This window comes from Solirubrobacter phytolaccae (assembly GCF_027587195.1).
Taxonomy (GTDB): Bacteria; Actinomycetota; Thermoleophilia; order Solirubrobacterales; family Solirubrobacteraceae; genus Solirubrobacter; species Solirubrobacter phytolaccae.
Genome location: NZ_JAPDDP010000019.1, coordinates 38,070 through 63,146, shown reverse-complemented (window position 1 = coordinate 63,146; position 25,077 = coordinate 38,070). Strand labels below are relative to the sequence as shown.

Below are 25,077 nucleotides of genomic sequence, written 5' to 3'. Positions count from 1 at the left end.
TAGCGCGCGTCGAACGTCTGGTCGAGCGGGACGACGATGTGGTCTTCGAGCTTCAGAGGAACTCCGTGACGTGTTCGAGGGTCGACTCGGGCGCTTCGAGATGCGGCGCGTGCTGCGCGTCCAGGACGACGTGCCGGCCGGGAATGGCCTCCACCTGCGCGAGCGTCCCGTACTGGTCGCCCGAGCCCTGGATCACGAGCGTCGGCGCCGTGATCCGCGGCAGCACGTCCTCGATGTTCCAGGCACGGAACTCGGGCGCGAGCCAGATGTCGTTCCAGAGCCGGAAGGTGCGCTCGGGGTCGCGGTGGTAGCGGGCCATGCGCGCTTTGAGGTCGGTCGTCTCGAACGTGGTGCGCGCCGCCTCGATGCTCGCCACGGTGATGTCCTCGACGAACACGTGCGGTGCGAGCAGGACGAGCCTGTCCACGGGGTGCTGCGACGCGTGGATGAGCGCGATCGAGGCGCCGTCGCTGTGCCCGATCAGCACGGGGCGCTCGATGCCGTGCTCTTCCAGGAGCCGCGGCAGCACGTCAAGCGCCTCTTCGTGCATGAACCGCGGCGTGCGGTTCCCGTCCGGGAGGTCGGACTGCCCGTGGCCCGCGCGCGAGTAGAGGAACACGCGCCGCCCGGTCGCGGCGTGCACGCGGTCCGGGAAGTCGCGCCAGAGCTCGATCGAGCCGAGCCCTTCGTGCAGGAAGACGAGCGCCGGCTCGTCTCCCGGCAGTTCCTTGACGTCAAGTTTCACCGCACTGCGGCCATACGCCGGTGGAGCGTCCGCAGGACCCGCTCGGCCTGCTCGGGCGCCCACAGCTCCGCGGCGCGTGCGCCTTCGGCGAGGATGGCGTCGATCTGGTCCTCGTCCAGGTGCGCGTCGTTGAGGCAGCGGGTGCCGAAGCCGATGTGCCACTTCTCGTCGCGCAGCACGAGCTCCATGCCCTCGTAGAGCCCCGGCAAGGTGGCCTTGTCGAGGACCTCGAGCAGCGCGTACTGGCCGGCCGTGAAGACCACGCCCTCCAGGACCATGTGGTAGAGCCCGACGGCTTCCACGCCCGCCTGGGCGGCCGCCTCAGGGAGCCTGCGCTCGAAGATGTCGACGAACTCGGCGGAGACGTGCGCGCGCGGGTCGGTCAGGCCGACTGCCTGGGCGTAGCGGGCGAAGAACCGCGCGTGGCGCTCCTCGTCGCGGCGCTGCGCCTCGAACGTCGCGGCGGCGTCGCCGTCGAAGAACGCGTGCAGGTGCTCCGCGACCCCTGCCTCGCCGACGATGAAGCCGCTGACGAGTTCCTGGATGCGCGTGTCGGCGACGTCCGGCCAGTTCCGGGCGTCGGTACTGAGGTCGATCGCCTCGTCGTCCCACTGGATGCGGTCCGCGAGGCGCAGGAAGTGCTGGTACCCCGCGATCACCCACCTGACCGTACCATCGGCGTTCGTGGATCTCGTGACCCAGACGCTCGGCGCCGACGGCGTGCTGCTGATCGCCCTCAACCGCCCGGATCGCCGCAATGCGATCGACGACGCGATGGCTTCCGCGCTGCGCGAGGCCTTCGAGCGCGCGACGACCGACGCCGACGTGCGCGGCGTGATCCTCACCGGCGAGGGCAAGGCCTTCAGCGCCGGCGGGGACCTCAGTCGCTTCGAGCGCGACTGGGATCCGCGCGAGTTCCGCCACGACTCGCACAAGCTGACGCAGCTCATCTCGCTCGTTGAGCGACTCGAGAAGCCGACCGTGGCCGCGATCAACGGCGTGGCCACGGGCGCGGGCACGCAGCTCGCGCTGGTGTGCGACGTGCGGCTGATGGCACCGTCGGCCCGCTTCGTCTACCGCGAGGGCCGGCTCGGGATCATCCCCTCGCACGGCGGCGTGACCCGGCTCGTGAAGCTGATCGGCCTCGCACGCGCGCGCGATGTGATCCTGGGCGGCGAGGAGGTGAGCGCGGCGGACGCGCTGGCGTTCGGCATGGTCACGGCGGTGGCCGACGACGTGGTCGCCGCCGCGCGGGAGCGGCTTGCGCTCATGCTCGAGCGCTCCCCGCAGGCCTACGCTGCGGCCAAGCGCCTGCTCTGGCTGGCGGCGAACGTGGATCTGGAGAGCGGCATGGTCGCCGAGGGCCTCGCGCAGAGCGCCCTCATCGGCACGCCCGAGCACAAGGAGGCCGTATGGCGACGATCATCGAGTTAGACGGGGTTCGCCCGCGGATCGCCGAGGACGCGTACGTCGCGCCCACCGCGGTCCTGATCGGCGACGTCGAGGTCGCCGCGGGCGCCTCGATCTGGTTCGGCGCCGTCCTGCGCGGCGACAACAGCGCGATCCGCATCGGCGAGGGCTCCAACGTCCAGGACAACTGCGTCATCCACTGCGCCAAGGACCTCCCGACGATCGTCGGCGCCAACGTCACCGTCGGCCACATGGCGATGCTCGAGGGTTGCACGATCGACGACGGCTCCCTCATCGGGATGGGCGCGATCGTCCTGCAGCGCGCCTCGGTCGGCTCCGGCTCGCTGATCGCCGCGGGCGCCGTGGTCGGCGAGGGCGTCGAGATCCCGCCGGGCGTGCTCGCCGCCGGCATCCCCGCGCGCGTGAAGAAGGAGATCGCCGGCGAGTCCCAGCGCTGGGTGGAGTCCGCTGCCCGCGAGTACCAGTCCAAGCGCCTGCGCTACATGGGTCGCGGCTAGTTAGCGCTCGTCCTCGCGCCGGTCCTCGGCGTCCTCGCGCTGCTCTTCCTGCTGTTCCTGAATCTGCTCCTGGCGTTCCGTGTCCTCCTTGAACGGGCCAAGCTGTGAGGTGACAACCGCGATGGTGACGGCGATGATCGCGATGGCGGTGATGATCGAGCCGAGCAGTTGCATGTCAGTCCTCTCCGGCGAGGAAGTCCGGGACCACGGTGAACCAGGTGATCGCGAGTAACAGAAACAGCAGCGTTCCCAGGTAAGGCAGGAACTGTCCGCCCTTGCCGCTGCGCACGACGGCGATCTTGATGGCCAGGACGACGAGCGCCCCGATCGCGGCGGCGATGTGCAGCGCGTAGTCGCCCTCGAAGCCGAACACGGCGAGGCACATCAGCGCGACGAACACGATCAGCACGGCGATCGCGTCGCCGGACGCCCGGTGCGTGAAGAACGCCGCCTGCTCGCTGATCAGCGGCAGCTTGCGGTAGCCGATCGCGGCCAGCAGCAGCTGGTAGACGGCCAGCGCCAGGATCACGGACGCGAGCACGGTCTTGACCGAGCTCGGGTTGCCGCGGGTGAGGTCGACGACGAAGTCCTCCACTGCGCGGGTTTCTACCCGCGCAGCGGAGACGGCTACTCAGACTTAGGTCGCAGCGAGCGCGGCGCGGTCGACGAGCTCGCGGGACTTGATCAGCTCGCGCGCCTGGTCGAGGTCGTCACTGCGGTCCACGGCGAGCGCGGCGACGAGGCGGTCACCGTCGAGGTACCAGACGGTGAACTTGCCCTCGTCGACTGAGCCGCGCACGATCTCCTCGGTCCAGCTGTAGGCCGGGCCGACGTACTCGAACCACGTCCAGTCACTCAAATCGGAGAAGAAGTACGGGACGACGTCGTGGGGATCGTCGTGGCCGAGCATCGAGCGGGCGGCGGTCTTGCCCTGGTTCTCGGCGACGTCCCAGTGCTCGATGCGCACGCGCTGCTGGTGCACGACCGAGTCGTACTCGGCGATGTCACCCGCGGCGAACACGTCGACGGCGGAGGTGGCGAGCTTGCTGTCGGTGAGCACGCCGCCGCGTTCGCCGAGCTCCAGCCCGGCCTTCTTGGCCAGTGACACGTCCGGCGTCACCCCCACGCCGACCACGACGGCGTCGGCGGGAATGGACTTGCCCGAGGCGGTGACGACGGCGGACACGCGGCCTTCACCCTCGAAGCGCTCCACCTCCTCGCCGCCGTAGACCGCGACGCCGTGGTCGGTGAGCGCTTTCTGGAAGAACGCGCCGGCGGTCTTGCCGAACGTGCGCTCCAGGGTCACGCCCTCCTGCATCACCAGGGTGCACTTGCGGCCCATCGACGTCAAAGTCGCGGCGACCTCGGTGGCGATGTAGGAGCCGCCGACAAGCACGATGTTGTCCTTCGCGTCTTCACGGATGGCGTCCGCATTTCCGAGCGCGCGAAGGTAGTGAATGCCGTCGAGGTCTGACCCGTCCACGCGCAGGCGCTTCACGTTCGCGCCGGTGGCGAGCAGCAGCTTGCCGTAGCGGATCACGTCCTTGTTGGACAGCGTGACGGTGTGCGCCTCGGTGTCGAGCTTCATCGCGCTGGTGCGGGTGAGCAGCTCGACGTCGTTCTCGGCGAACCAGTTCTCACCTCCGAGCAGCACGTCACCGCGCGTCTTCTCACCGCCAAGGAAACCCTTTGAGACGGCGGTGCGGTCGTAGGGCGGGTCGGGATCGCGGGAGACGACCAGCACCGATCCCTCCGCCCCCTCCTCGCGGAGGGTGCGCGCGGCGGAGAAGCCGGCGTCACCGCCGCCGATGATGAGGAACTCGATTTCTCTTTCAGGCACCCTTGAACTCCGGCTTGCGCTTTTCCTTGAAGGCCGTGAAGCCCTCGGCTGAGTCCTGAGTGTCGAACAGCCGTCGGATGCCTTCGCGCTCGCGGGCCAGCGCGTCGGCGATCGGCTTCTCGATGCCCGCGTAGGTCGTGAGCTTGATCTCGCCGATGGCGACGGTGGCCCCGCGCGCGAGCGACGAGGCGTAGTTGCGCGTCCAGGCCGCGATCTCGTCGACCGGGAAGAGCCGGTCGAGGATGCCGAGCGTGTGCGCCTTCTCCGGTGAGAGCGGCTGTCCGGTGATCATCAGGTCCAGCGCCTGTGGCACGCCGATGATCCGCGGGAGCCGCTGCGTGCCGCCGTTGCCGGGCAGCAGGCCGAGCGTCACCTCTGGCAAGCCCAATTTGTACGTTCCCCGCGCGCCGAAGCGCAGGTCGCACGCGAGCGCGATCTCCAGGCCGCCACCGAGCGCGTGACCTTCGATCTGAGCGATGAACACCTTCGGGACGCGGGCGATCGAGGCCAGCACCTCGTGCCCCCGCTCGATCATCGCCATGTTGTCCTCGGCGCTGTTGGCCGCGAACGCCTTGATGTCGGCGCCGGCGGAGAAGAACTTGTCCGACGCGCTGCGCACGATGATGACCGCGGTCTCGTCGTCGTCGGCGGCCGCGTCGACGGCGACCTGGAACTCCTCCATGAAGTCATAGTCGTAGGAGTTCGCCGGCGGCTTGTCCAGGATGATGTACCCGACGTATCCGTCGGCTTCGTACGAGACAGCCATCTACTCGAGCCCTCCCACCACGACGGAGATGTCCTCGAGGTAATAGTCGAGGCCCTCCTGCCCGTGCTCCTTGCCGTACCCGGACTGCTTGACGCCACCGAACGGCAGCTCGTCATAGCCGTAGTGGAACTGGTTGACCCACTTCATGCCGGCCTCCACCTCGTTGGCGACACGGTGAATCGTGCGAATGTCGTTCGTCCACACCGAGGCGCCGAGGCCGTATTCACTGTCATTGGACAGGCGAATCGCCTCGTCAAGGTCACTCACCTTCCAGATCGGCAGCACCGGCCCGAACGTCTCCTCCCGCGCGACCCGTGAGTCCAGCGCCGGGTTGGTGACGATGGTGGGGTTCACGAAGTACCCGGTGCCGTCGCGCTTGTCGCCGCCGAGCACGAGCTCGCCGCCGCCGTCGAGCGCGTCCTGCAGCTGCGCGTGGATCTCGTCGCGGCCGTCGGCGGTGTGCAACGGCCCGACGCGGATCGCCGGCTTCTCGGCCTTCTCCCACCCGAGCCCGGGCTCGTACTTGCCGACCGTGCGGGTCAGCTGCTCCAGCAGCTCGTCGTAGACCTCGTCGAAGACGTAGATCCGCTTGCCGCCCAGGCACATCTGGCCGCAGTTCCAGAACCGGCCGATCGCGATGCCGCGCGCCGCGGCCTTGATGTTCGCGTCCGGGGCGACGATGACGGGGTCGCTGCCGCCCAGCTCCATCGTCAGGCGCTTGAGCTTCGGCGCCGCCAGGCCCATGATGTGGCGGCCGACGGCGGTCGAGCCGGTGAACGCCACGCGGCGGACCTTGTCGTGGGTGACGAGCGCGTCGCCGACCTCGGAGCCCTTGCCCGTGATCACGTTGACCACGCCGGGCGGGAACTCGGCCTCGAGCAGCAGCTCGGCGATCTTGAGCGTCGTGAGCGGCGTCGTCGCGGCCGGCTTGACCACGATCGTGTTGCCCGCCATCAGCGCCGGCGCGAGCTTGGTGCCGAGCAGCGTGAGCGGGAAGTTGTTGGGCACGATCGCCGCCACGACGCCCATCGGGCGGCGGATGACCATGCCGTAGGCCTTGCTCAGCGCGGACGGCAGCGGCTGGTAGGAGCCGCGCACCTTGGTCGCGAGGTCCGCGTAGTAGTTCAGGCCGTGGATGAGGTGGTGGATCTCGCCGCCGGCCTCGGTCACAGGCTTGCCCTGCTCGTGGACCAATGACATCGTCAGGTCCTTGCGATCGCGCTCGATCAGCGCGATCGCCTTGCGCAGCAGGTTCGCGCGGTCCTCGGCGTCGGTCTTCTGCCAGTCGACGAACGCGCGGTCCGCCGCCTCCACGGCCGCGTCGACGTCCGCCGCGGTTCCCCGCGGGACGGAGTCGATCCGCTCCTCGGTGGCGGGATCGATGACGTCGATGCCCTCCCCCGCCGCACCGTCGGTGCGCTCGCCTGCGATGAGCATTCCGGTCATTCGCTTCTCCTCATTTCAAGGAGCCAGGCTGCGGCCGCCACAGGCGACCAGGACCTGGCCCGTCACGTACGCGGTGGCCGGTGAGGCCAGCGCGGCGATCGTCTCGGCGATCTCCTCAGGCTCGGCCTGGCGGCCGAGCGGGATGCTCGCGATCATCTTGTCCAGCACCTTCTCGGGCATCGCGCGCGTCATCTCCGACGCGGTGAGGCTCGGGGCGATGGCGTTCACGCGCACGCGCGGAGCCAGCTCCAGAGCCAAAGCGCGCGTCATGCCGACGAGCCCGCCCTTGGAGGCGCTGTAGTTGAACTGGCCGAAGTTGCCGAGGTAGGCGCGGCTGGCGAGCGATACCACGCTCGCACCCTCATTGAACGTGCAGGCGCGCGTGAGCTCGTAGGCGGCGCCGAGGTTGACGCGGATGACCGCGAGGAACTGCTCCTCGGTCATCTTCACGATCCGCGCGTCGCGCGTGATGCCGGCGTTGTTGACGAGCACGTCGACGGGCCCGGCCTCCGCGACGATCCGCGCACGGTCCTCCGGCGACGTGACGTCGGCGACGAAGCCGTCGGCCAGGTCCACGCGCAGGACGTCGAAGCCGTCGGCGGCCAGCCGGTCGGCCACCGCCAGCCCGATCCCGCGCGCGGCGCCGGTGACGATCGCCCTCATGACTGCACCTTCCCGACGTGCTTGGCGCCGACGTGGACGAGCTCGCCCGCCACGCCGCGGCCCTCGGACAGCAGCGCGATCCAGTGCTGGAGGTCCTCGGCCGCGTGGTCCTCACCGACCGCGATCGCGTTGGCGGCGCACTTCTCGGCCGCCAGCGTCCGCATCCCGGCCAGCAGCGCGTTGGCGAGCATCGCGCCCGGCACGCCGCTCTGGCCGAGCAGATGCTCGTTGCGCAGGACGAACACGATCGGCTCCTCGGCGCGCGCGGCCTCCTGCGCGCGCCGGAACGCGTCGGTGAGCGCCGACTCGACGCCGGCGAAGTCCTCCACTTCGGGGGCGGTGAAGATCATGCTCTGAGCTTGTAGCGCTGGATCTTGCCGGTCGGGGTCTTGGGCAGATCGTCGACGAACTCGATGAAGTGCGGGTACTCGTAGCGGCGCAGGCGCTGCTTGCACCACGCCTGCAGGTCGGCCACGAGGCCGTCGTCACCCGGCTCGCCGCGGGCGATCACAAACGCCTTCACGCGCGTCGTGTAGTCGGCGTCGATGCCCACCGCGGCCGCCTCGAGCACGCGCGGGTGCTCGACGAGCGCGTTCTCGATCTCGATCGGGGAGGCCCAGAGACCGCCGATCTTGATCATGTCGTCGGCGCGGCCCTCATAGACGTAGTCGCCGTCCTCGTTGACGCGGTACCGATCGCCCGTGAAGAACAGATCGCCGTGGATCGCGGCCTTGGTCTTCTCGTGCTGGTGCCAGTAGTAGGCGAGCGCGGAGTCGCCGCGCACCCACAGGTTGCCGACGTCGCCGTCGGCGACCGGGCCGCCGAGCTCGTCGCGCAGCACGAGCTCGTAGCCGGGTACCGGCTTGCCGCTCGTCCCCGGCCGCACGTCACCCTGCCGGTTCGAACAGTAAATGTGCAGGAGCTCGGTCGAGCCGATGCCGTCGACGATGTCCAGCCCGAAGCAGTTCTGCCAGCGCCGCAGCACCTCCGGCGCCAGCGGCTCGGCGGCGCTCACGCACATGCGCACTGAGCTCAAGTCAAAGGAGAACGAATCCTCCAGGTTCACCATCGCGCCGTACAGCGTCGGCACGCTGAAGAAGAGCGTCGGCCGCTGCTCGGCCGCCGTCTCGAGCAGCCCCCGCGGGTCTGGGCGGCCCGGACGGAGCACGGTCGTCGCCCCCACCCAGTACGGGAACGTGAGGTTGTTCCCCAGCCCGTAGGCGTGGTAGAGCTTGGTGGAAGAGAACGTCACGTCGTCTTCCCGTATGCGAAGAATTTCCTTCGCGTAGGTTTCGCAGGTGCACTCGATGTCGTGATGCAGATGCACGACGCCCTTGGGGAAGCCGGTGGATCCACCACTGAACAGCCAGAACGCCATGTCGTCGCGGTGCGTGTCCGCCGGCGAGCGCTCACCGGGCGCCTCCGCCAGCAGCGACTCGAACCGTGAACGTGCCATCGTGCCCTCGGGCAGACGTTCCAACAGCGCGTTCTCGGCGACGATCAACTTCGCGTATGAGTCACGTGCGTAGTGCGCGAAGTTCTCGGTCGTGTCAAGAAAGGACACGGGCGCCGGAACCGCACCCGCGCGCATCGCACCGAGGAACAGCGCCGCGAACGTGGGCGAGTCGTCGAGCACCATCAGCACGCGGTCCTCGCGCCCGACGCCGAGCCCTTCGAGCACGTTGCCGACCCGGCAGATGCGGTCGTGCAGCTGCGCGTAGGTCACCGATTCGCCGGCGCAGCGGATCGCGACCTTCTCCCCGTGACCGGCCTCCAACCGCCGGTCGACCAGCGTCCCGGAGTTGTTCACCGCCGCACCGTACCAGTGAGGACGGTGCGCGACTTCACCTCCAGCAGGCCGCTCGGCGTCACGCGCAACTCCGGAAGGAAGTCGCCGGACGCGAACAGCAGGCTGTACAGGGGATCGTGGAACGGATACCCGGCTCTCCTCATCTCGTCAGACAGCCTACTATCGATCGCAACCGTTGTGTCGAACGTCCCGGCGGAGATGAGCCCATCGATCTCCAGCGGCGCCGACCAGCCGCCGTCGAAGGCGAACCCGCCGCCCAGCTCGGCCACCCGGGCGGCCGCGCGGGCCATCGCGGCGGGATCGCGCCCCACCACGAGCAGCTCGAGCGACGTCGTCGCGGTGGTGGCGAAGCCGTCGACGTCCAGGAACCGCTCCACCACGCCCTTCGCGGCCCACGAGCCGTCGCGACCGACAAGCACCGCGTGCACGTCGCCCGGCACGACCTCCCGGTCCACGCGCCGGTTGATCACCGCGGACTCGTAACGCGCGACGGGCACGACGCCGCTCAACGGGGCGAACAGCGACGCGTCGGGCGCCACCAGCCCCGGGCCCGCCGGCCAGTCGATCTCCGGTAGCGCCGCCGTCAGCCGTCCCTCCCGCGCGACGACCTCGCCGCGCACGTACACGGTCTCCGGCTGCCACTCGCCGATCTCGGGCAGCACGTTGAACGTCGCCGCCCGGCCGGGCGCAATGCCGCCGAGCCGCTCGTCCAGCCCAAGGAACGTGGCCGGGTCGATCGTCGCCATCTGCAGCGCCCGCATCGGGTCGATCCCCTGCTCGCTCGCGATCCGCAGCGCGCCGCCGATCACGCCGTGCTCCGCGTAGAACGACGGGGTCGCGCCGTCCGTCGTGAGCATCAGCCGCCGGGCGCTCGGGAGCACGTCGCGCAGGCCGTCGAGCAGCGCCGGGAGGTCGGGACGCAGCGAGGACTGGCGCAGCATCGTCCACATGCCCAGCCGCAGCCGATCCCGTGCCTCGTCAGCGGTGATCGCCTCGTGATCGGCGGAGATGCCCGCCAGCGAGAGCTCGTTCAGCCGGGTGTAGGAGGCGCCGGCGTTGTGGCCCTCCACACGCCGCCGCGCCGCCTTGGCCGCGGCGATCCCCGCCGCGACCCGTGGATCACCGCGCACGACCGACATCCAATTCGTGATCTCGCCGCTCGCAACCACCTCCGGCCACGACAGCATCGGCGCGATCGTGTCGATGGCGAAGCGCTCCGCCTCGTCCGGGTACGCGGACTGCGGGGAGATCCGCGCCACCCAACGGATGTGCGCCGGCGCGGCGCGGCACTGGTCGACGATCGACCGCAGCCCGTCCACCCCGTGCGACAGGAAGAAGAACAGGTTGTCGTAGACCAGCGTCGTCGTCCCGTCCGGCACCGCGACCTCGAGCAACGAGGCCGGCGAGTACAGGCACCACGGGTGCGTGTGCGGCTCGATGTAGCCCGGCACGAGCACCTTGCCGGTGATGTCGATCGCCTCACACGCCGGTTCGCGCGGGCCGACGTACGTGATCACGCCGCCGTCGAACTCGACGTTTGCCCGCGTCCACGTGCCGGTGTAGACGTCCGCGATCGTCCCTCCCACGAGTGCCCGGGTCATGCGCCGATATGTTGGCGGGAGTGGACGACGTCCTGCGACGCGCCTCCGTCGGCGCTCCCGCCGCCCGCTCGACCCTGCTGACGGTGCTGGGCGAGTTCCTGCTGCCACGCCCGGACGGCGCCTGGCAGGAGGCGCTGATCGGCTCGCTGCAGCTGCTCGGCTTCAGCCCGTCCGCGGCCCGGCAGGCGGTCGTACGTTCCGCGCGCGAGGACTGGCTGCAGAGCGAGCGGATCGGTCGGCGTTCGCGGATGCGGCTCACGCACCGCTCCGCCGAGCTGCTGCGCGTGGGCGCCCGCCGGATCTACGGCTTCGGCGGCCCGGTGAGCTGGGACGGGCGTTGGCTGCTGCTCGTGCTGCGCGTGCCCGAGCAGCGGCGTGAGCTGCGCCACCGGGCCACGACCCAGCTCGCGTGGGCGGGGTTCGGCTCGCTCGGCGGTGGGCTGTGGATCACCCCGCACGTGGACCGCGAGGCGCAGGTGCGGGTCCAAGCGCCCGCGGAGCTGCTGACGTTCCGGGCCGAGCTCGGCGCGCTCGGCGGGACCGAGAAGGTGATCGGTGAGGCGTGGGACCTGCCCGACCTGCGCGAGCACTACGAGCAGTTCATCGAGGACTTCGCCCACCTGCGCCCGGGTGACGAAGCGGCCACGTTCGCCGCGCAGACCGCGCTCGTCCACGCCTGGCGGCGGTTCCCGTTCATCGACCCGGACCTCCCGGATGACCTCCTGCCCGCCGATTGGCCCCGCCGGCGCGCGCACGACCTGTTCACCGACCGCCACCAGCAGTGGGCCCCCGCGGCCCAGCAGCACTTCGACGCGTTGGTGACGACATGAGCGACCGCAAGCGCATCTACGTCGCCTACGTGGGCGGGACGATCGGGATGAAGTCGACCGAGAGCGGCTACGCGCCCGTTCCGGGGCACCTCACCGAGCAGGTGCGCGACAACCCGCAGCTGCACACCGCGGAGGTGCCCGAGCTCTCGATCTGCGAGTACGCGCCGCTGCTGGACTCGGCCAACGCGCTCCCCGCCGACTGGCTGCGGATCGCGCGCGACATCGCGACCCGCCGCCAGCACTACGACGGCTTCGTCGTCCTGCACGGCACGGACACGATGGCCTACACCGCCTCGGCGCTCGCGTTCCTGCTGCGCGGGCTCGACAAGCCGGTCGTCGTCACCGGCAGCCAGATCCCACTCGGCGTGCTGCGCAGCGACGGCCGCCAGAACCTGCTCACCGCGGTGCTCGTCGCCGCCCGCGACGACGTGCGCGAGGTCTGCCTCGTGTTCGGCTCGCACATCCTGCGCGGCTGCCGCACCGTGAAGTCCAGCGCGTCCGGGTTCGAGGCCTTCGCCTCACCCAACCTGCCGCCGCTGGGCATGGCCGGTGTGCAGATCCAGGTCGACGAGTCCCGCCTGCTCGGCCACGCGTCCGGCGCCGTCGGGCTCCCGATGGACCTCGACGCGCCGGTCAACCTGCTGCGTGTCTACCCCGGGATGCCGGCGGGCCTGCTCGAGGCCGCGATGGCTCCGCCCGCCCGCGGGCTGATCGTCGAGGGCTACGGCGCCGGCACGCTGCCGACGCACGACGCGGCGCTGCTGCGCACGCTGGCCGCGGGAGCAGAGCGCGGGGTCGTGGTGGGCGTCGTGTCCCAGTGCGTCGACGGCCGCGTGGACCTGAACGCCTACGCGACGAGCCAACCGCTGATCGAGGCCGGTGCGGTCGGCGGCCTGGACATGACCACCGAGGCCGCGTACGCGAAGCTCGTCGTGTTGCTGTCAGAGGGACACGACCCCGACGAGGTGCGGAGACTCTTTGCCAGTGACCTCGCCGGCGAACTTACTGTGTAGTGAGTAGATCGTCGAGGTCCAACTCACCACCCGCGAACGCGAGGTGACCTTCCTCGGTGCGCGGCCACTCCTCGAAGGGGCGATCCCAGTAGAGCTCGAGGTCGTTGCCGTCGGGGTCTGAGATGTACACCGCCTCGTGCGTGCCATGGTCGGCGAGCTGGCGCAGCGGCCAGTCGGCAGCGATGAGCCGGCGGACCACAGCGGCAAGGTCGGCACGGGTGGGGAACAGGATCGCGACGTGGTGCAGGCCGCAGACGCCGTCGGGCTGCGGCGGGCCGCCGGCCGACTTCCAGGTGTTGAAGCCGAGGTGATGGTGATAGCCGCCGGCGCTGAGGAACAGCGCGTCACCGGTGGTTCCCCAGCCCGGGATGTCCCGCAGCTCGGTGATGACGTCGAACCCGAGCACGCCGACGTAGAAGGCGCGCACGCGGTCGATGTCGGCGGTGCGGAGATGGACGTGACCGATCCGGGTCCCGGCGGGAAGCGGGTGCTCCGCGCGGGCGATCGGCTCGACTGAAGCCTCGCTCATGTCCGGAGGATGGCATCCTCCGGGCGATGCTCCGCTCCGCGCTGCTCGACCGTGCGCTCACGCACCCCCGGCTGCCGGACCCGGCGTTGCGGTTCGGGAGCCGGCTCGCCACCCGGATGCGGCTCAAGAGCGAGCAGGCCGGCGGCGTCGAGGCGCAGGAGGACCGGCTGCGCTCGCTCGTCTGGCACCTCTCGCACGGGCCGATCAGCGAACGCGAGCCGCCCGACGACCTCCCGGCCGCGTTCTACGCCCTGTTCCTCGGCCCGCGTGAGAAGTACAGCTGCGCGCTGTGGACGACCGCGACGGACCTGCCGGCCGCCGAGGAGGCGATGCTCGCGCTCACGTGCGAGCGGGCGCAGGTCGCGGACGGGATGGACGTGCTCGACCTCGCGTGCGGCTGGGGCGCGCTCGCGATCTGGATCGCCGAGCGCTACCCGGCGGCGCGCGTGGTGGGCGTGACGAACTCCGCCGCCCAGCGCGAGCACATCGAGCGGCGCGGGCTGGCCAACCTGGAGGTGCTGACCGCCGAGGAGGCGCTGCGCTCCGGCCGCACGTTCGACCGGGTCCTCGCCGTCGAGCTGCTCGAGCACATGCGCAACTGGAAGGAGCTGCTGCACCGGGTCGCCGCGGCGCTCACGCCGGACGGCCGCGTGTTCATCCAGCACTTCAGCCACCGCAGCCTCGCCTACCGCTTCGAGGGCGCGTGGGCGTCCGAGCGGCTGTTCACCGGCACCACCATGCCCAGCCACGACCTGTTGCTCCGCTTTCAGGACGATCTGGTGGTCGAAGATCGGTGGGCCGTCGCCGGGTTCCATTACGCCAGAACCTTGCGTGCCTGGCTGGAGCGGTTGGACGCCAACTCAGGGCCCGCGGTCGCCATACTCGAACACGCTACGACTCGCAAAGAAGCACGGCGCCGCCTTGCTGCCTGGCGGTTGTTCCTGATCTCGGCCGCCGAGATCTGGAGCCGGCACGACGGCGACGACTGGCTCGTCAGCCACTATTTCTTGGCGCCCCGGCGCCGTTAACCGCCTGGACGCTCTGGGCAAAAGGATAAGTGTGTCCAAATTCCGTACCTTGATGGCCCTGATACTCGCTGGAGCGCTCGTGTTCGCCACGACTGCGTTCGCAAAGAACATCGTCGGCTCCGGCGCCGCAGAGCGACTCACCGGGACGGAAGGCCCAGATGTGATCAACGGCCTCGGTGGTCGTGACACGATCCGTGGCCTCGGAAGCGACGACATCTTGACCGGCGACACCGGCCCCGACGAGGTCTACGGCGGCTTCGGCAACGACAACATGAACGGTGGCTCGGGCGACGACCGCCTGATCGGCGAGGACGGGAACGACCAGGGCCTCGGCGGCTTCGGCCACGACACGCTGCTCGGCGGCCCCGGCGACGACAACCTCGAAGGCAACGAGGCGCCCGACGTGCTCAACGGCGGGGACGGCAACGACACCCTCGACGGCGGCAGCGGCGGCGACGACATCAACGGCGGCAACGGCAACGACACGATCTTCTCCGACACCGGCCCGGACCGGATCGACGCCGGCCCCGGCGACGACATCATCCACCTCAACTCGGACCCGCCGAGCGCGGTCAAGAGCATCGACTGCGGCGACGGCAACGACACCGTCTACAACACGCCCGCGCCGAAGGGCCGGACGAACCGCAAGCTGCTCGCCGTCCAGCCGAACTGCGAGAACGTGATCGACCTGGCCGCCGAGCGTGACCCCACGCGCGGCATCACCTGGTCCGGCAACGGCACCAAGAACGGCACGGACCGCAACGACCGCCTCAACGGCCAGGGCGGCTCGAACACCCTCCACGGGCACGCCGGCAACGACATCCTGTGGGGCGACGCCCGCCACACCGGCAAGGCCGGCAAGCAGAGCGACCTGATCGACGCGGGCTCGGGCGACGACACCGTCTACGGCGGTCGCGGCAAGAACCGCATCCTCGGCGGCGACGGCAACGACTTCCTGCAGGGCAACGGCACGATCTCGACGATCTTCGGCGGCAACGGCGCCGACAACATCCGGATCGCCGGCAAGAACACGATCGTCGACGCCGGCCCCGACGACGACACCATCTACGCGATCACCGCCAGCGGCAAGGCGCGCGTGTCCTGCGGCGCCGGCAATGACACCGTGATCGTCTCGCGCTTCAAGGGCAACGCCAAGCGCGTCACCGTCGCCAAGGACTGCGAAAAGAAGAAGAAGGGCTAGGCGATCGAACGCGGCAGCCGACTTCGTCGGCGCCAAGCGCGATCGCTTGGAGATCGCTTCGCGGATCTCCTAGGCGGGTCTGAGGAACGCGGCGGCTCGGCGCCAGCCGAGCCACGCGGGCCCCAGCACCGCGACGCGCGCGGTGACCGCGACCAGGATCCACCCGGGCGCGGACGCCAGCGGCAGGCAGAAGGCCGGGTGGCCGGGCACGAACAGCTCGGCCACGATCGCCACGACGAGCACCGCCATCACGAGCCCGGCGGCGACCACCATCGCGTTGGAGACCTGGCCGACCGGCTTGGCGCCGGCGAGCCGGTCCACGCGCTCCGGCGCGACGTCATCCGGGAACGCCAGCAGCGCCGACGCGAGCGGTGCGGCCCCGCTCCGGCGGACCGCCGCGGCGTCGGCCGACAGCTCTGACAAGGCCTGCTCGCGCCGCGGGAGCGTGCGCAGCGAGTAGGCGTCGCCGATCGCGCGCGCCACCAGCAGGCGCAGCGGGTCGCGACGGTCGGCGTGATGCGCCTCATGCGCGACGACCGCGGCGAGCTCGCGCTCCCCCAGCCGCGCCAGCGCGCCTTGGGAGACGTAGACCCGCGGCCGCGCGAGGCCGGAGCAGAACGCGCGCGGTGCCGAGCCCGGGACGACCGCCACCTCGCGTCCCCCGATCACCCGCGTGCCTACGACCGGCAGCTCGGCCGACAGCCGCCGGTGCGCCGCGACACCGCGACGCAGCGAGCGCGCGGCGCGCCCGAACGCGAGCCCGTCGAAGATCAGCAGCGCCATCAGCACGAGCTCGCCGATGTGCAGCTCACCGTTGGGGATGTCCTCGGTGAGCGGATGCAGCACCGCGCCGCTGTGGAAGCGGACGGCGTCGATCACGTACAGCAGCGCGAGCAGGAACGCCGTGACCCCGAACGCGGCAACCGCGAACTCGGCCCGCCGCAGCCCGCGGGACTCGGTCACTTCACTCAGTCACTTTCGGCGATGCGGCGCAGCGTCTCCAACCGCTGCGGATCGAGGCCGCGGATGTGACGGGCGAAGTGCGCCAGCGCCAGGTCCCCGAAGTCCTCGACGAGCGCCTCGACCGACGCTTCCGCGCGGGCCGCGAAGTACTCGTCACGCGGGATCGCCGCCGAATAGACGTCGACGCGGCCTTCGCGACGGCGGACGAGCAGACCCTTGCCGTCCAGCCGCGTCATCACCGTCAGCAGCGTCGTGTACGCGCGCGTCTTCTCGCTGCGCGCGTTCAGGGCTGACTGCACGTCGCGGACGGTGGCCTCGGCACGCCCCCACATCTCCTCCATGATCTCGGACTCGAGCTCGTGCAGAGGTGGGGGCGTGGCCATGCCTTCAGCTCCTGCTTACAGCTTGAACGTGCGCTTGACGTTGAAGCGCTTGCCACCGATGGTGACGGCCCACGTGGCGGTGTAGTTGCCGGCCTTCATGCCGCGCAGCGCGCCGCCCTTGAGGTAGACGACCTGGCCCGGGACGATGCCGACCTGCGGGATCGTCGCGTTGCGGGCCGTCGGCCCGGTGATCGAGACGGTGCCGCCGACCGGATCGAGCGTGTTGCCCGTGTTGCGGACCGCGAGGATGAGCGAGCGGTTGTTGCCACGCCCGGCCACGTCGCTGGCACCGATGCGCAGGTTCGGGTTCTTGCGCGTCGGGTTCAGGCGCATCTTCCCGCGCAGATCCCACTGCGGGACGATGCCGTTGCGCGCCTTGGCCTTCTTCTGCTTGGCGAAGACCTGGAAGCCGGCGTAGAGCGAGCCGGACGCGGTCATGCGGCGCATGTTGAAGGACACGCGACGCTCACCCGGCGCCAGGTCGAACGTCTGCGGCGACGCCCGCACGTACGGCGCGAGGCTGGCCTTCGTGTTCAGGACGACCGAACCCGTGTTGCGGTTCTGGATCCACGGGCGCACGTTGACCGTGACCCGCATCGTGTCCTTGGTGGTGTTCTTGATCGTGATGGTGCCGATGTTTCCGCGCTTCGCGGTCTTCTCGACGAGAGCGGGCGTGATCGACACGCCGCCCTGCTGCGAGGCCTTCGCCACCGGCGCGGACTCGTCCGCACGAGCGATGACGCTGCCGGTCGCGGTTCCCGCGACGGCCAGGCCGAGGGCGCCGGCGACCAGCCGACTCCTAACGAGCTTCACTTCGGTATCTCCTTGGTTCTCTCTGAATTCGTGCCCGGAGTGCGCGCTAGGGCGTATCCGTGGAAAGCGTGACGAGCAGGACCTTGCGGTAGCTGCCCTTGACCTTGGACTTGACCTGCTGGCGGAGGTTGACCGTCGCCTTGCCGCGGGCCTGAGCGTCCGACCACTTCGTCAACTGCGGTTCGACGGACGTGTTCAGCGGCGCGAAGGCCGACTTGCCGACACGCGCCTCGAGCGGCAGCGGGAGCAGCTTGGAGCCCGCCGCGAGCCGACCCATCTTCGAGCCCGTCGCGACCTCGCCGTCCGCGACCGAGAGCTGCGACGCCCCGTCGGTGGTCGTGACGGCCACGTCGAAGGACGTCGAGTACGTCTTGGCCGACGAGAAGGACGCGAAGTTCGCCTTGGGCTGGTTGATGATCAGCTCGAGGAAGCTCGGAACGCTTCCGCCGATCGTCGTGCCGCCGTCGACCGGCGCCGTCTGCGCCGAGGCCATCGGCGCGGCGATCGCCATCGCTCCGACCGCGGATGCGGCGATGAACGTACGCAGCTTCATTTCGTGCCCTCTGAGAACTCGCTTCATGACCACCTGCAGACCCAACACGCGGGAACGCGATTCGGAGCGAAGGTAGCTGCCGGACGCGTCAATCGGACGTGACTCGCCCATCACTTGACCGTGAACTTCTTCGTGAGGGTGAGCGCGGTCTTGCCCTTCTGCTTGAGCGTCACCTTGGCGGTGGCGGTGCCCTTCTGCAGCTTGGTCCCGAGCGGGACGTTGATCGTCTTGCCCGGCAGGATCTTCACGGCCGAGACGGTCAGGTTGCGGGTGCCGCGCGAGTCCTTCACCGCGACGGTGCCGCTGACGGCGTCCAGCGTGTTGCCGGTGTTCTTGATCGGGAGCAGCGCGGTGCCCTTGCCTGGCTTGATCGCCCCGGCGCTGACGCCCAGCTTGGGCGCGGTCGGCAGGATGCGGATGGCACCCACCACGCGGTAACCCAGCACGAGGCCCTTGCGGGTGGCGACGTCGGCCGGAAGGCCCACGACCTCCATCGCGCCGTAGAGCGCGCCGGCGCTCGGCACCGAGTTCAGGTTGACCGCCACGTCCTTCTCGGCGCCCGGGGCGAGCGTGAAGCTCGCCTCGCTCACGCTGACGCCCGCGAGCGTCGAGCGACGGTTCGGGGACACCTTGCCCGTCGCGGCCTGGGTCCACTGCCGCGGCGTGACGGTGACGGTGAGCGGCGCCGCGGAGCGGTTGGCCACCTTCATCGTGCCCAGCGCGCCGGTGCGCGCCGGTGACTCGAACGTGGCGGGCGCGACCGAGAGGCCGCCGTCCGCCTGGGCGGCGGCGGCCCCGCCGGCCGCCGCCTTGTTGCCGTACGCCGCGGCGCCGGCGCCAAGCACCAGAACCGTGGCGCCCAGCGCCGTAACTCGCTTCATTCCCACTTCCTCCCGCGCGCTGAGACGATGCTCAGGCGCCTCTACTTCTTCTTCTTGGTGACGCGGACCTTGATCTTGACCTCGGACTTCTGACCGTCCGCGTTGGTGTAGCGGAAGATCACCGTGCGGTCGCTGACGAAGGCGAGCTTGAGGTTGACGGCGCCCTTGTCACGGATGGCCGTGTTGGGCTTGCGGACCGTCTTCTTGCCGACCTTGTTCAGGATCGACACCTTCGTGCGCTTGGGAGCCGAGCGGCGCTTGCCGTCGATCACGCAGGTCAGGCGGCCCGTGAACTTGTAGGCCTTCTTGTACTTCAGGACCGGCGTGCCCTTCGTGACGCGCACCGGCTTGGTGTTCAGCACGACCGACAGGCGCGGGGTGCGGCACTGGTTGCGCTGCGCGCCCTGGACGCCACCGCCCGGCGGCTTGGGGCCGTTCGGGTTCTCGTTGAGCGAGAGCGGGTCGGTGCCGATGCTCAGCGTGCGCGTGCTGATCGGCTTGGAGATGACGGCGGCCTCGAACGGCTCGTTCTCGAGCGCGGTCGTCGCGTTGCCGGCCGCGTCGTAGAAGACGACGGTGCGGGTGTAGTTGCCACCGGCCCCCGGGATGAGGTCACGCCACGCCGTCTTGACGGTGGTGGCGAAGCGCGGGTCGTAGCCCCGGGTCTCGTCGCCGTCATTGCCGGCGACGTCGCCGCACTTCGCGCGGTCCAGCGGGCGGTCGTTGGAGGCCGCGTCGGTCGGCGAGAGGTCCTCGCAGAAGAACGAGACCGTGGCGACGGCCGGCAAAGCGAGGCCGGCGCCGTTGATCGTGACGACGGCACGGTCGAGGCCGACGCCCGAGTCCTTGCCCGACATGACCATCGGGACTTCCTTGACGTAGTAGACGGCGTTGCCCTTGGCGTCGACGATCGGGTTGCCGTCCTTGTCGAGCTCCCTGTCGCGCGTCGTGACGACCGGGTTGTTGCGGTTGACGCCGAGCGCGAACGGCGCGTCGTTGTCCTCGACGAGGAACGCGACGCCCTGCACGCCGAGCGAGCCGGTGCAGGTCGCGCTGCAGCTCAAGCTGAGCTTGAGCTCGCCGGCGCCGCTGACGGCGAACTCCGGGTTGGCCACGGAGAAGTCGGTGTCGGGGAGCGGGGTGGCCGGGAAGGTCGTGTCGCCGTTGGGCTTCGGGCCGTACGTGGCGGCGTAGCTCGCCGCGCCGGCGCCGCCGAGGCCGTTGGCGGTGCGGACGAGGCGCACGCGCTTGACGTTCAGGCCGTCCGGAACCGTGACGGTGAGCGTGGCGACACTGCCCGTCGCGGCCGCGGTGAGCGTCCGCGCCTGGTCGGTGCCGGCGGTGTTGCAGCCGCCGTCCGTGATCACGCCACCGTTGCTGGTGTAGGGCGACACAGCGATGTTGGTGAGCGCCTGGCCGTTGGGGCCATGGCACGCCCACATCCACACGTCGCTCGCAGAAGCGCTGGCGGCTGAGATGCCCAGGATCGCGGTTGCGACGACTCCCGCTATCGAAACTCGCATTATCCGACCTGCTGAGGGCATCTCTGCCACTCTCCCTCCTGCAAGAACTGCATGGACCCGTAGTTGACCGAGCGGAGCATCGTAGGACGCGCATCTCCCCGTTGAGGCGCGTCACACCCCGAGTGCGGCGAAGGTAACCCGGCTGCGACGGTGACGTCAAGCCACCATTCGTCCAGATCCCTCCACGCTTTCTTCAGGAGAGCAGCGTAATCAGCCCGGACTGCAATCGGACGTAGGTCGTCGCAGACCGGTAACAACCTCGCGCGCGTGAAGCCAGCAGTTGGCCGCAGCGCACGGATTCCGGGTCGTCGCTGCTGCCGAGCACGTCGACCCGGTCCAGGCCCGACAGCGCCGTGAGCGGGTCCGATCCGGCCGTCGGGCGGCAGTCGGACAGCACGATGACCACGCGTTCGGCACCTGACTGGCGGTTCAGCTGGGTCGAGGCTGTGCGGAGGGCCAGGGCCAGGTCGGTGCGGCCCTTGCCCCGCAGCGACAGCAGGTCGTCCACGAGGGCCGCGGGCGGGCGCGTCTCGCCCTGCGCCTGGAGCACGAGCGCGTCCTTGGCGAAGGCGATCACGCTCGTGGACGCACGTTCCGCGCGCGCGAGAACCACAGCGGCGGCGGCCATCGCCGCGAGCCCGACCGCGTGGCCCTCCATCGAGCCGCTGTGGTCGACGACCAGGCACAGCGCGCGCTTCGGCGCCGCCCAGCGACGAACAACGAGATCGTCGGCGTGGCGCGGCCTTCCGCCCGCAACCTCAAGGGTCAGGTCGAGGTCGAGGTCGCCCTCCCCCGCGCCCCGGTGCGGCGTCAGCCGCCGATAGCCCCGCGTGTTCGCCGCGCCGAGCCGTCCCGCCCGGACGAAGACCCGAGCCGCGAGCCGTCGAGCCTGCGCACGGAGCTGCGGGTCGGTCGCGGCGGCGAGGTCCGCGAGCAGCGCGAGCGCGGCGTCGGCGTCCTCGCGCAGGAGCGTCCCGAGCGCGTCCTCGTCGAGCGTTCCGACCTGGGGCGAGACCCGAGCGAGCTGCGCGTGGCGGCGTTCGAGCTGCGGGCGGGCGAGCGTCCGGCGGCCGCGATCCCGGACGACGGCGCGGGCCTCGGCGCCACCGACGGCCCGCCCGGCCGCGCCGGGTGGCGGTCCGGCGCCGACGCGGCCCGTCGCACGGGCTTGACGACGCCGCCGGGCGCCGTCCCCGTTCTCTTCGCCGGCGGCGTCCTCGCTCAGGTCGGGCGCCGCTCCGGCGCCGTCGCTTTTCCCGGCGGCTGATCCTTGGGTCGAGGCTTCAGGCGCTCGAGGAGCTCGAGCACGATGTCCTCCGGAGTGCGCTCACAGCCCTCGTCGAGCCGCAGGCGGCCGGAGAGCGCGGCGACGGCGGCGTCGGCGAACGTCGCGTCGCCCGGCGCGGCCTCCCCCTCCCCGCGCAGCGCGGCCAGCCCCGTGGCGAGGCGGACGAGATCGATCGCGCCACGCACCGAAGCGCCCATGCGGACCTGGGCGTGCTCGCGCGTGAGCCGGGTGAGCTCCACGGCGGCGGCGGGCAGCGCGCCGTCCACGCCGGCCACGGCCTTCACGATCCGCCGCTCCCCCACCGCGTCCTGGTAGCCGATCGCGATCCGGCACATGCGGTCGGCGATGGCCTGCGACACGCGCGCGGTCCCGACGGCGTCGAACGGGTTCATCGCGGCGATCAGCCGGAAGCCCGGGCCGGCGACGATGCGGCCGAGCCGCGGCACATGGATCTCGCCCTCCGCGAGCGCGCCGACGAGCACGTTGAGCGTCTCCTCCGGGACCCGGTTGAGCTCCTCGATGTAGAGCAGATGCCCCTCGCGCAGCGCGGTCGCCAGCGGGCCGTCGACGAAGATGTCCGGCGTGTAGCCCGTCTCGAGCACGAGCGCCGGGTCGTGGTGGCCGACCAGCCGCGCGGGCGTCAGCTCCGCGTTGCCCTCCACGAACTCCATGCCGAGCCCCGCCGCCTGCGCGACGGCACGCAGCAGCGTCGACTTCCCCGTCCCGGGCGGGCCCTCCAGCACGACGTGCAGACCCGCGGTGAGGCTCGCCGTCAGCACCTCGGCCTCACGGCGCAGGCCGACGATCTGCTCGTCGACCCGCGCCAGCAGCGTTGAGGCGTCAGTGCTCGTGGACGACCACGCCTCGGATGTTCTTGCCGTCGAGCATGTCCTGGAAGCCCTGGCCGATGTCCTCGAGGGCGTAGCGGTTCGTGATCAGCTCGTCGAGCTTGAGCTTGCCCGCCTGGTAGAGGCCGATCAGGTTGCGGATGTCGTACATCGGGTTGCCCGAGCCGAACAGCGTGCCCTTGACCGTCTTCTCGTAGAGCGTCATCACGGCGCCCGAGAGCTGGACCGTGACCTTGTTCGGGTCCGCCAGGCCGGTGATCACGGCCGTCCCGCCCTTGCGGATGGCGTTGACGGCGTTGCCGACGACCTCCTCGTTGACGATGTCGACGGTGATGATCGCCTTGTCGGCGCCGACCCCGCGGGTCAGCTCCTGCGCGATCTCGTGCGCCTCCTCGGCGCTGGCCGCGGTGTGCGTGGCGCCCAGGTCCTCGGCGGCCTCGCGCTTGTTGGCGAGCGGGTCCACCGCGATCACGTTCGCCGCGCCGGCGTGGGCGGCGCCCTGGACGGCGTTGGCGCCGATCCCGCCGATCCCGTAGATGACGACCGTCTCGCCGGGCGTGACGTCGGCCGCGTAGACCGAGGAGCACCAGCCCGTCGGCACGCCGCAGCCGACGAGCACGACGACGTCGAGCGGCAGGTCCTTGTCCACGGACACGCAGCTCGTCTCGGAGATCACCGAGTACTGGCTGAAGGAGCCGAGCATGCACATCGCGCCCACGTCGGAGCCGTTGCTGTGGAAGCGGAACGTGCCGTCGGGCAGGCAGCCGTCGAGGATCGTCGCGCCGTAGTCGCAGATGTTCGAGTGGCCCGTCGCGCACCAGCGGCAGTGCCCGCAGACCGGCAGGAACGAGGTGACGACGTGGTCGCCCTCCTTGACCCGGCTCACGCCCGGGCCGCACTTCTCGATCACCCCCGCCCCTTCGTGACCGCCGACGATCGGGAAGCGCGGGACGATGTCGCCGTGGCGCAGGTGCTCGTCCGAGTGGCACAGACCCGCGGCCACCCACCGGATCAACACCTCGTTGGCCTTAGGCTCGTCGAGCTCGAGCTCGGCGATCTCCCAGTCCAAGCCGGTGTCGCGCAACATCGCTGCCTTGGTCTTCACGAGGCTCTCCTCCCCCGTCGACGCTGGGCTCGCGATGCTACTCCTGGACCGGCACGCGCGCCCACACACGATTCTGGCGTCCGCCGATCACCGCCTGGCGGCCCCCGGCGACCGGTCATGGGCCACCAGCCCACTTCCAGTCACCGTGCGCCCCCAGCCGGCGCCGGCGACCACCAGCGATCGCGTGTGGTCACGCGTACCGGTCCTAGCGCGCAATGGATGCTGCGGCGCTCACCAGGCCCGCGTACGCGCCCATCGGGCGGCCGTGGTGGTCGATGATCGCCGTGTGCCAGAGCTGCTCGGCGGGGCCGTCGACGAGCTGGAACTGGAGGACCTGCTTGACGCGCTTGTTTGCGCGCAGCATCGCGTAGGACTTGCGCAGCCAGGCGGCGCGGGCGCTCTGGGAGATGGCGCGGTTGCCGGCGCTGAGGTAGCCGAACTCGGTCAGGTAGAGGTCCAGGCCCTTGCCCTTGGGCGTGCTCAGGCCCTTGTGCTTCGCGACCTGGTCGAGCGTCTTCGTCAGGCGCGCCAGCTGGCTGATCGGCGCGTCCTCCGGACCGCCCGTCGGCTTGTTCGGGGCGACCGTGAACTGGTACGGGTGGTGGGCGAGGCCGTCGGCCTTGAGCCTCGCGTTCTTCGGGGCGGCCTCGCGGATGAACTTCAGCGGGGCGATCGTGCGGCCGTCGCGGTTCGGGGCGAGCTCGCCGAACAGCACCTTCGAGTTCGGGTCGACGGTCTTGATCGCCGTGTAGGCGGCCTTGTAGAGGGCGCGGTACTGCTTCGGCGCGGTCCTGCTCGGCGCGAGCCAGGCGCTCAGGTTCGGCTCGTTCCAGACGGAGTAGCGGTCGACGCGGCCCTTGAAGTGCGCGGCGGCGGTGCGCACGAACGCGGCGAACTTGACCGGGTCGGGCTGGTTGGCGCCGACCTTGCCGTCCTTCGTCGCCCACGCCGGCGCCGGGCCTGTAAGGGTCAACTGGAGCTTGATGCCCTTGGCGGCCGCGGCCGCCTGGAGCGCGTCGATCTTGGAGAAGTCGTACTGCGCGCCCTGCGCCGGCGGGGTGCGGTGGTCGGCGCCGCTGACGAGCGCACGCGCCCAGAGGATGTTCACGCGGATGCGCTTCGTGCCCAGCGCCGCGGCGTGGTCGAGCGCCTTCTCGCGCGGCATGTACGCCTGCTCGACGAAGACGGCGTCGTCCTGGAGGGCGAACTCCATCCGGGGAGCGGCCTGCGCGGTCGCGGGGAGCACAAGGGTCAGGAGGGAAATGGGGAGGGCGAACTTCCGGATCATCTCCAACGCTTGTCGGCATTTCGGCGCGTACG

General features: G+C 70.4%; 28 protein-coding genes. 6 read left to right on the top strand and 22 right to left on the bottom strand.

Annotated features, from left to right (window positions below; all coding sequences use genetic code 11):
• Positions 1-52: 52 nt before the first annotated feature.
• Together OJ997_RS12820 and OJ997_RS12815 are read right to left on the bottom strand one after the other, a co-directional pair.
• Positions 53-745 (bottom strand): alpha/beta fold hydrolase, encoded by a 693-nt coding sequence (locus tag OJ997_RS12820; protein ID WP_270025497.1) that lies wholly within the window; start codon positions 743-745, stop codon positions 53-55.
• Positions 742-1,404: a ferritin family protein gene (locus OJ997_RS12815; protein ID WP_270025496.1), complete on the bottom strand. Its 663-nt coding sequence runs from the start codon at positions 1,402-1,404 to the stop codon at positions 742-744. The genes OJ997_RS12820 and OJ997_RS12815 overlap by 4 nt, the downstream gene beginning before the upstream one ends.
• Before the next feature lie 25 nt (positions 1,405-1,429).
• Between OJ997_RS12815 and OJ997_RS12810 the strand changes: the two genes are divergently transcribed.
• Positions 1,430-2,179, top strand: coding sequence for an enoyl-CoA hydratase/isomerase family protein (locus OJ997_RS12810; protein ID WP_270025495.1), 750 nt, complete (start codon positions 1,430-1,432; stop codon positions 2,177-2,179).
• On the top strand, positions 2,158-2,673 hold the full coding sequence (locus OJ997_RS12805) for a gamma carbonic anhydrase family protein (RefSeq protein WP_270025494.1): 516 nt from the start codon (positions 2,158-2,160) through the stop codon (positions 2,671-2,673). The genes OJ997_RS12810 and OJ997_RS12805 overlap by 22 nt, the downstream gene beginning before the upstream one ends.
• On the opposite strand, the gene OJ997_RS12800 is transcribed toward OJ997_RS12805, so the two are convergent.
• From OJ997_RS12800 to OJ997_RS12760, 9 genes are read right to left on the bottom strand one after another with little or no spacing between them, the layout of a single operon-like run.
• Positions 2,674-2,847, bottom strand: coding sequence for a hypothetical protein (locus tag OJ997_RS12800; protein ID WP_270025493.1), 174 nt, complete (start codon positions 2,845-2,847; stop codon positions 2,674-2,676).
• Position 2,848: 1 nt separating this feature from the next.
• Complete coding sequence (locus OJ997_RS12795) at positions 2,849-3,268, bottom strand: DUF6529 family protein (RefSeq protein ID WP_270025492.1); 420 nt, start codon at positions 3,266-3,268, stop codon at positions 2,849-2,851.
• Positions 3,269-3,310: 42 nt separating this feature from the next.
• Positions 3,311-4,513 (bottom strand): NAD(P)/FAD-dependent oxidoreductase, encoded by a 1,203-nt coding sequence (locus OJ997_RS12790; protein ID WP_270025491.1) that lies wholly within the window; start codon positions 4,511-4,513, stop codon positions 3,311-3,313.
• Complete coding sequence (locus tag OJ997_RS12785) at positions 4,506-5,279, bottom strand: enoyl-CoA hydratase/isomerase family protein (protein ID WP_270025490.1); 774 nt, start codon at positions 5,277-5,279, stop codon at positions 4,506-4,508. The genes OJ997_RS12790 and OJ997_RS12785 overlap by 8 nt, the downstream gene beginning before the upstream one ends.
• Positions 5,280-6,725 carry an aldehyde dehydrogenase family protein gene (locus OJ997_RS12780; protein ID WP_270025489.1) on the bottom strand — a complete coding sequence of 482 codons (1,446 nt, stop codon included), beginning with the start codon at positions 6,723-6,725 and terminating at the stop codon, positions 5,280-5,282.
• 15 nt (positions 6,726-6,740) lie between these two features.
• Complete coding sequence (locus OJ997_RS12775) at positions 6,741-7,388, bottom strand: SDR family oxidoreductase (protein ID WP_270025488.1); 648 nt, start codon at positions 7,386-7,388, stop codon at positions 6,741-6,743.
• On the bottom strand, positions 7,385-7,738 hold the full coding sequence (locus tag OJ997_RS12770) for a hypothetical protein (protein WP_270025487.1): 354 nt from the start codon (positions 7,736-7,738) through the stop codon (positions 7,385-7,387). Before OJ997_RS12770 ends, OJ997_RS12775 begins: the two co-directional genes overlap by 4 nt.
• Entirely contained in the window at positions 7,735-9,198 is a 1,464-nt protein-coding gene (locus OJ997_RS12765) for a benzoate-CoA ligase family protein (RefSeq protein ID WP_270025486.1), read from the bottom strand. Before OJ997_RS12765 ends, OJ997_RS12770 begins: the two co-directional genes overlap by 4 nt.
• Complete coding sequence (locus OJ997_RS12760; protein ID WP_270025485.1) at positions 9,195-10,799, bottom strand: adenine deaminase C-terminal domain-containing protein; 1,605 nt, start codon at positions 10,797-10,799, stop codon at positions 9,195-9,197. Before OJ997_RS12760 ends, OJ997_RS12765 begins: the two co-directional genes overlap by 4 nt.
• A gap of 20 nt (positions 10,800-10,819) precedes the next feature.
• Here OJ997_RS12760 and OJ997_RS12755 point away from each other — a divergent pair, with 20 nt between their 5' ends.
• Together OJ997_RS12755 and ansA are read left to right on the top strand one after the other, a co-directional pair.
• Positions 10,820-11,629 carry a PaaX family transcriptional regulator gene (locus tag OJ997_RS12755; RefSeq protein ID WP_270025484.1) on the top strand — a complete coding sequence of 270 codons (810 nt, stop codon included), beginning with the start codon at positions 10,820-10,822 and terminating at the stop codon, positions 11,627-11,629.
• On the top strand, positions 11,626-12,642 hold the full coding sequence (gene ansA / locus OJ997_RS12750) for an asparaginase (RefSeq protein ID WP_270025483.1): 1,017 nt from the start codon (positions 11,626-11,628) through the stop codon (positions 12,640-12,642). The genes OJ997_RS12755 and ansA overlap by 4 nt, the downstream gene beginning before the upstream one ends.
• Here the strand turns inward: ansA and OJ997_RS12745 are convergent.
• Complete coding sequence (locus tag OJ997_RS12745) at positions 12,632-13,171, bottom strand: VOC family protein (protein ID WP_270025482.1); 540 nt, start codon at positions 13,169-13,171, stop codon at positions 12,632-12,634. The genes ansA and OJ997_RS12745 overlap by 11 nt on opposite strands.
• 26 nt (positions 13,172-13,197) lie before the next feature.
• Between OJ997_RS12745 and OJ997_RS12740 the strand changes: the two genes are divergently transcribed.
• Both OJ997_RS12740 and OJ997_RS12735 read left to right on the top strand, forming a co-directional pair.
• Entirely contained in the window at positions 13,198-14,199 is a 1,002-nt protein-coding gene (locus tag OJ997_RS12740; protein WP_270025481.1) for an SAM-dependent methyltransferase, read from the top strand.
• 52 nt (positions 14,200-14,251) lie between these two features.
• Positions 14,252-15,400: a calcium-binding protein gene (locus OJ997_RS12735; protein ID WP_270025480.1), complete on the top strand. Its 1,149-nt coding sequence runs from the start codon at positions 14,252-14,254 to the stop codon at positions 15,398-15,400.
• 69 nt (positions 15,401-15,469) lie between these two features.
• Here OJ997_RS12735 and OJ997_RS12730 read toward each other — a convergent pair whose 3' ends face one another.
• The 10 genes from OJ997_RS12730 to OJ997_RS12685 all read right to left on the bottom strand — a co-directional run bounded on the left by OJ997_RS12730 (position 15,470) and on the right by OJ997_RS12685 (position 25,045).
• Positions 15,470-16,363, bottom strand: coding sequence for a M56 family metallopeptidase (locus OJ997_RS12730; protein ID WP_270025479.1), 894 nt, complete (start codon positions 16,361-16,363; stop codon positions 15,470-15,472).
• Positions 16,364-16,368: 5 nt separating this feature from the next.
• Positions 16,369-16,746: a BlaI/MecI/CopY family transcriptional regulator gene (locus tag OJ997_RS12725; RefSeq protein WP_270025478.1), complete on the bottom strand. Its 378-nt coding sequence runs from the start codon at positions 16,744-16,746 to the stop codon at positions 16,369-16,371.
• Between the two features lie 15 nt (positions 16,747-16,761).
• Positions 16,762-17,559 carry a hypothetical protein gene (locus OJ997_RS12720; protein ID WP_270025477.1) on the bottom strand — a complete coding sequence of 266 codons (798 nt, stop codon included), beginning with the start codon at positions 17,557-17,559 and terminating at the stop codon, positions 16,762-16,764.
• 46 nt (positions 17,560-17,605) lie between these two features.
• Positions 17,606-18,112 (bottom strand): hypothetical protein, encoded by a 507-nt coding sequence (locus OJ997_RS12715; RefSeq protein WP_270025476.1) that lies wholly within the window; start codon positions 18,110-18,112, stop codon positions 17,606-17,608.
• Positions 18,113-18,222: 110 nt separating this feature from the next.
• Complete coding sequence (locus OJ997_RS12710) at positions 18,223-18,993, bottom strand: hypothetical protein (RefSeq protein ID WP_270025475.1); 771 nt, start codon at positions 18,991-18,993, stop codon at positions 18,223-18,225.
• Between the two features lie 41 nt (positions 18,994-19,034).
• The gene (locus tag OJ997_RS12705; RefSeq protein WP_270025474.1) at positions 19,035-20,435 is read right to left on the bottom strand and encodes a hypothetical protein; all 1,401 of its coding nucleotides are present in this window, start codon (positions 20,433-20,435) and stop codon (positions 19,035-19,037) included.
• A 274-nt stretch (positions 20,436-20,709) separates the two neighbouring features.
• A complete protein-coding gene (locus OJ997_RS12700) occupies positions 20,710-21,330 on the bottom strand; it encodes a VWA domain-containing protein (RefSeq protein WP_270025540.1) in 621 nt (206 codons plus the stop codon).
• Positions 21,331-21,737: 407 nt separating this feature from the next.
• Complete coding sequence (locus OJ997_RS12695) at positions 21,738-22,583, bottom strand: AAA family ATPase (RefSeq protein WP_270025473.1); 846 nt, start codon at positions 22,581-22,583, stop codon at positions 21,738-21,740.
• 61 nt (positions 22,584-22,644) lie between these two features.
• Entirely contained in the window at positions 22,645-23,757 is a 1,113-nt protein-coding gene (locus OJ997_RS12690) for an NDMA-dependent alcohol dehydrogenase (protein WP_270025472.1), read from the bottom strand.
• 205 nt (positions 23,758-23,962) lie between these two features.
• Positions 23,963-25,045 carry a glycoside hydrolase family protein gene (locus OJ997_RS12685; protein WP_270025471.1) on the bottom strand — a complete coding sequence of 361 codons (1,083 nt, stop codon included), beginning with the start codon at positions 25,043-25,045 and terminating at the stop codon, positions 23,963-23,965.
• Positions 25,046-25,077 lie beyond the last annotated feature (32 nt).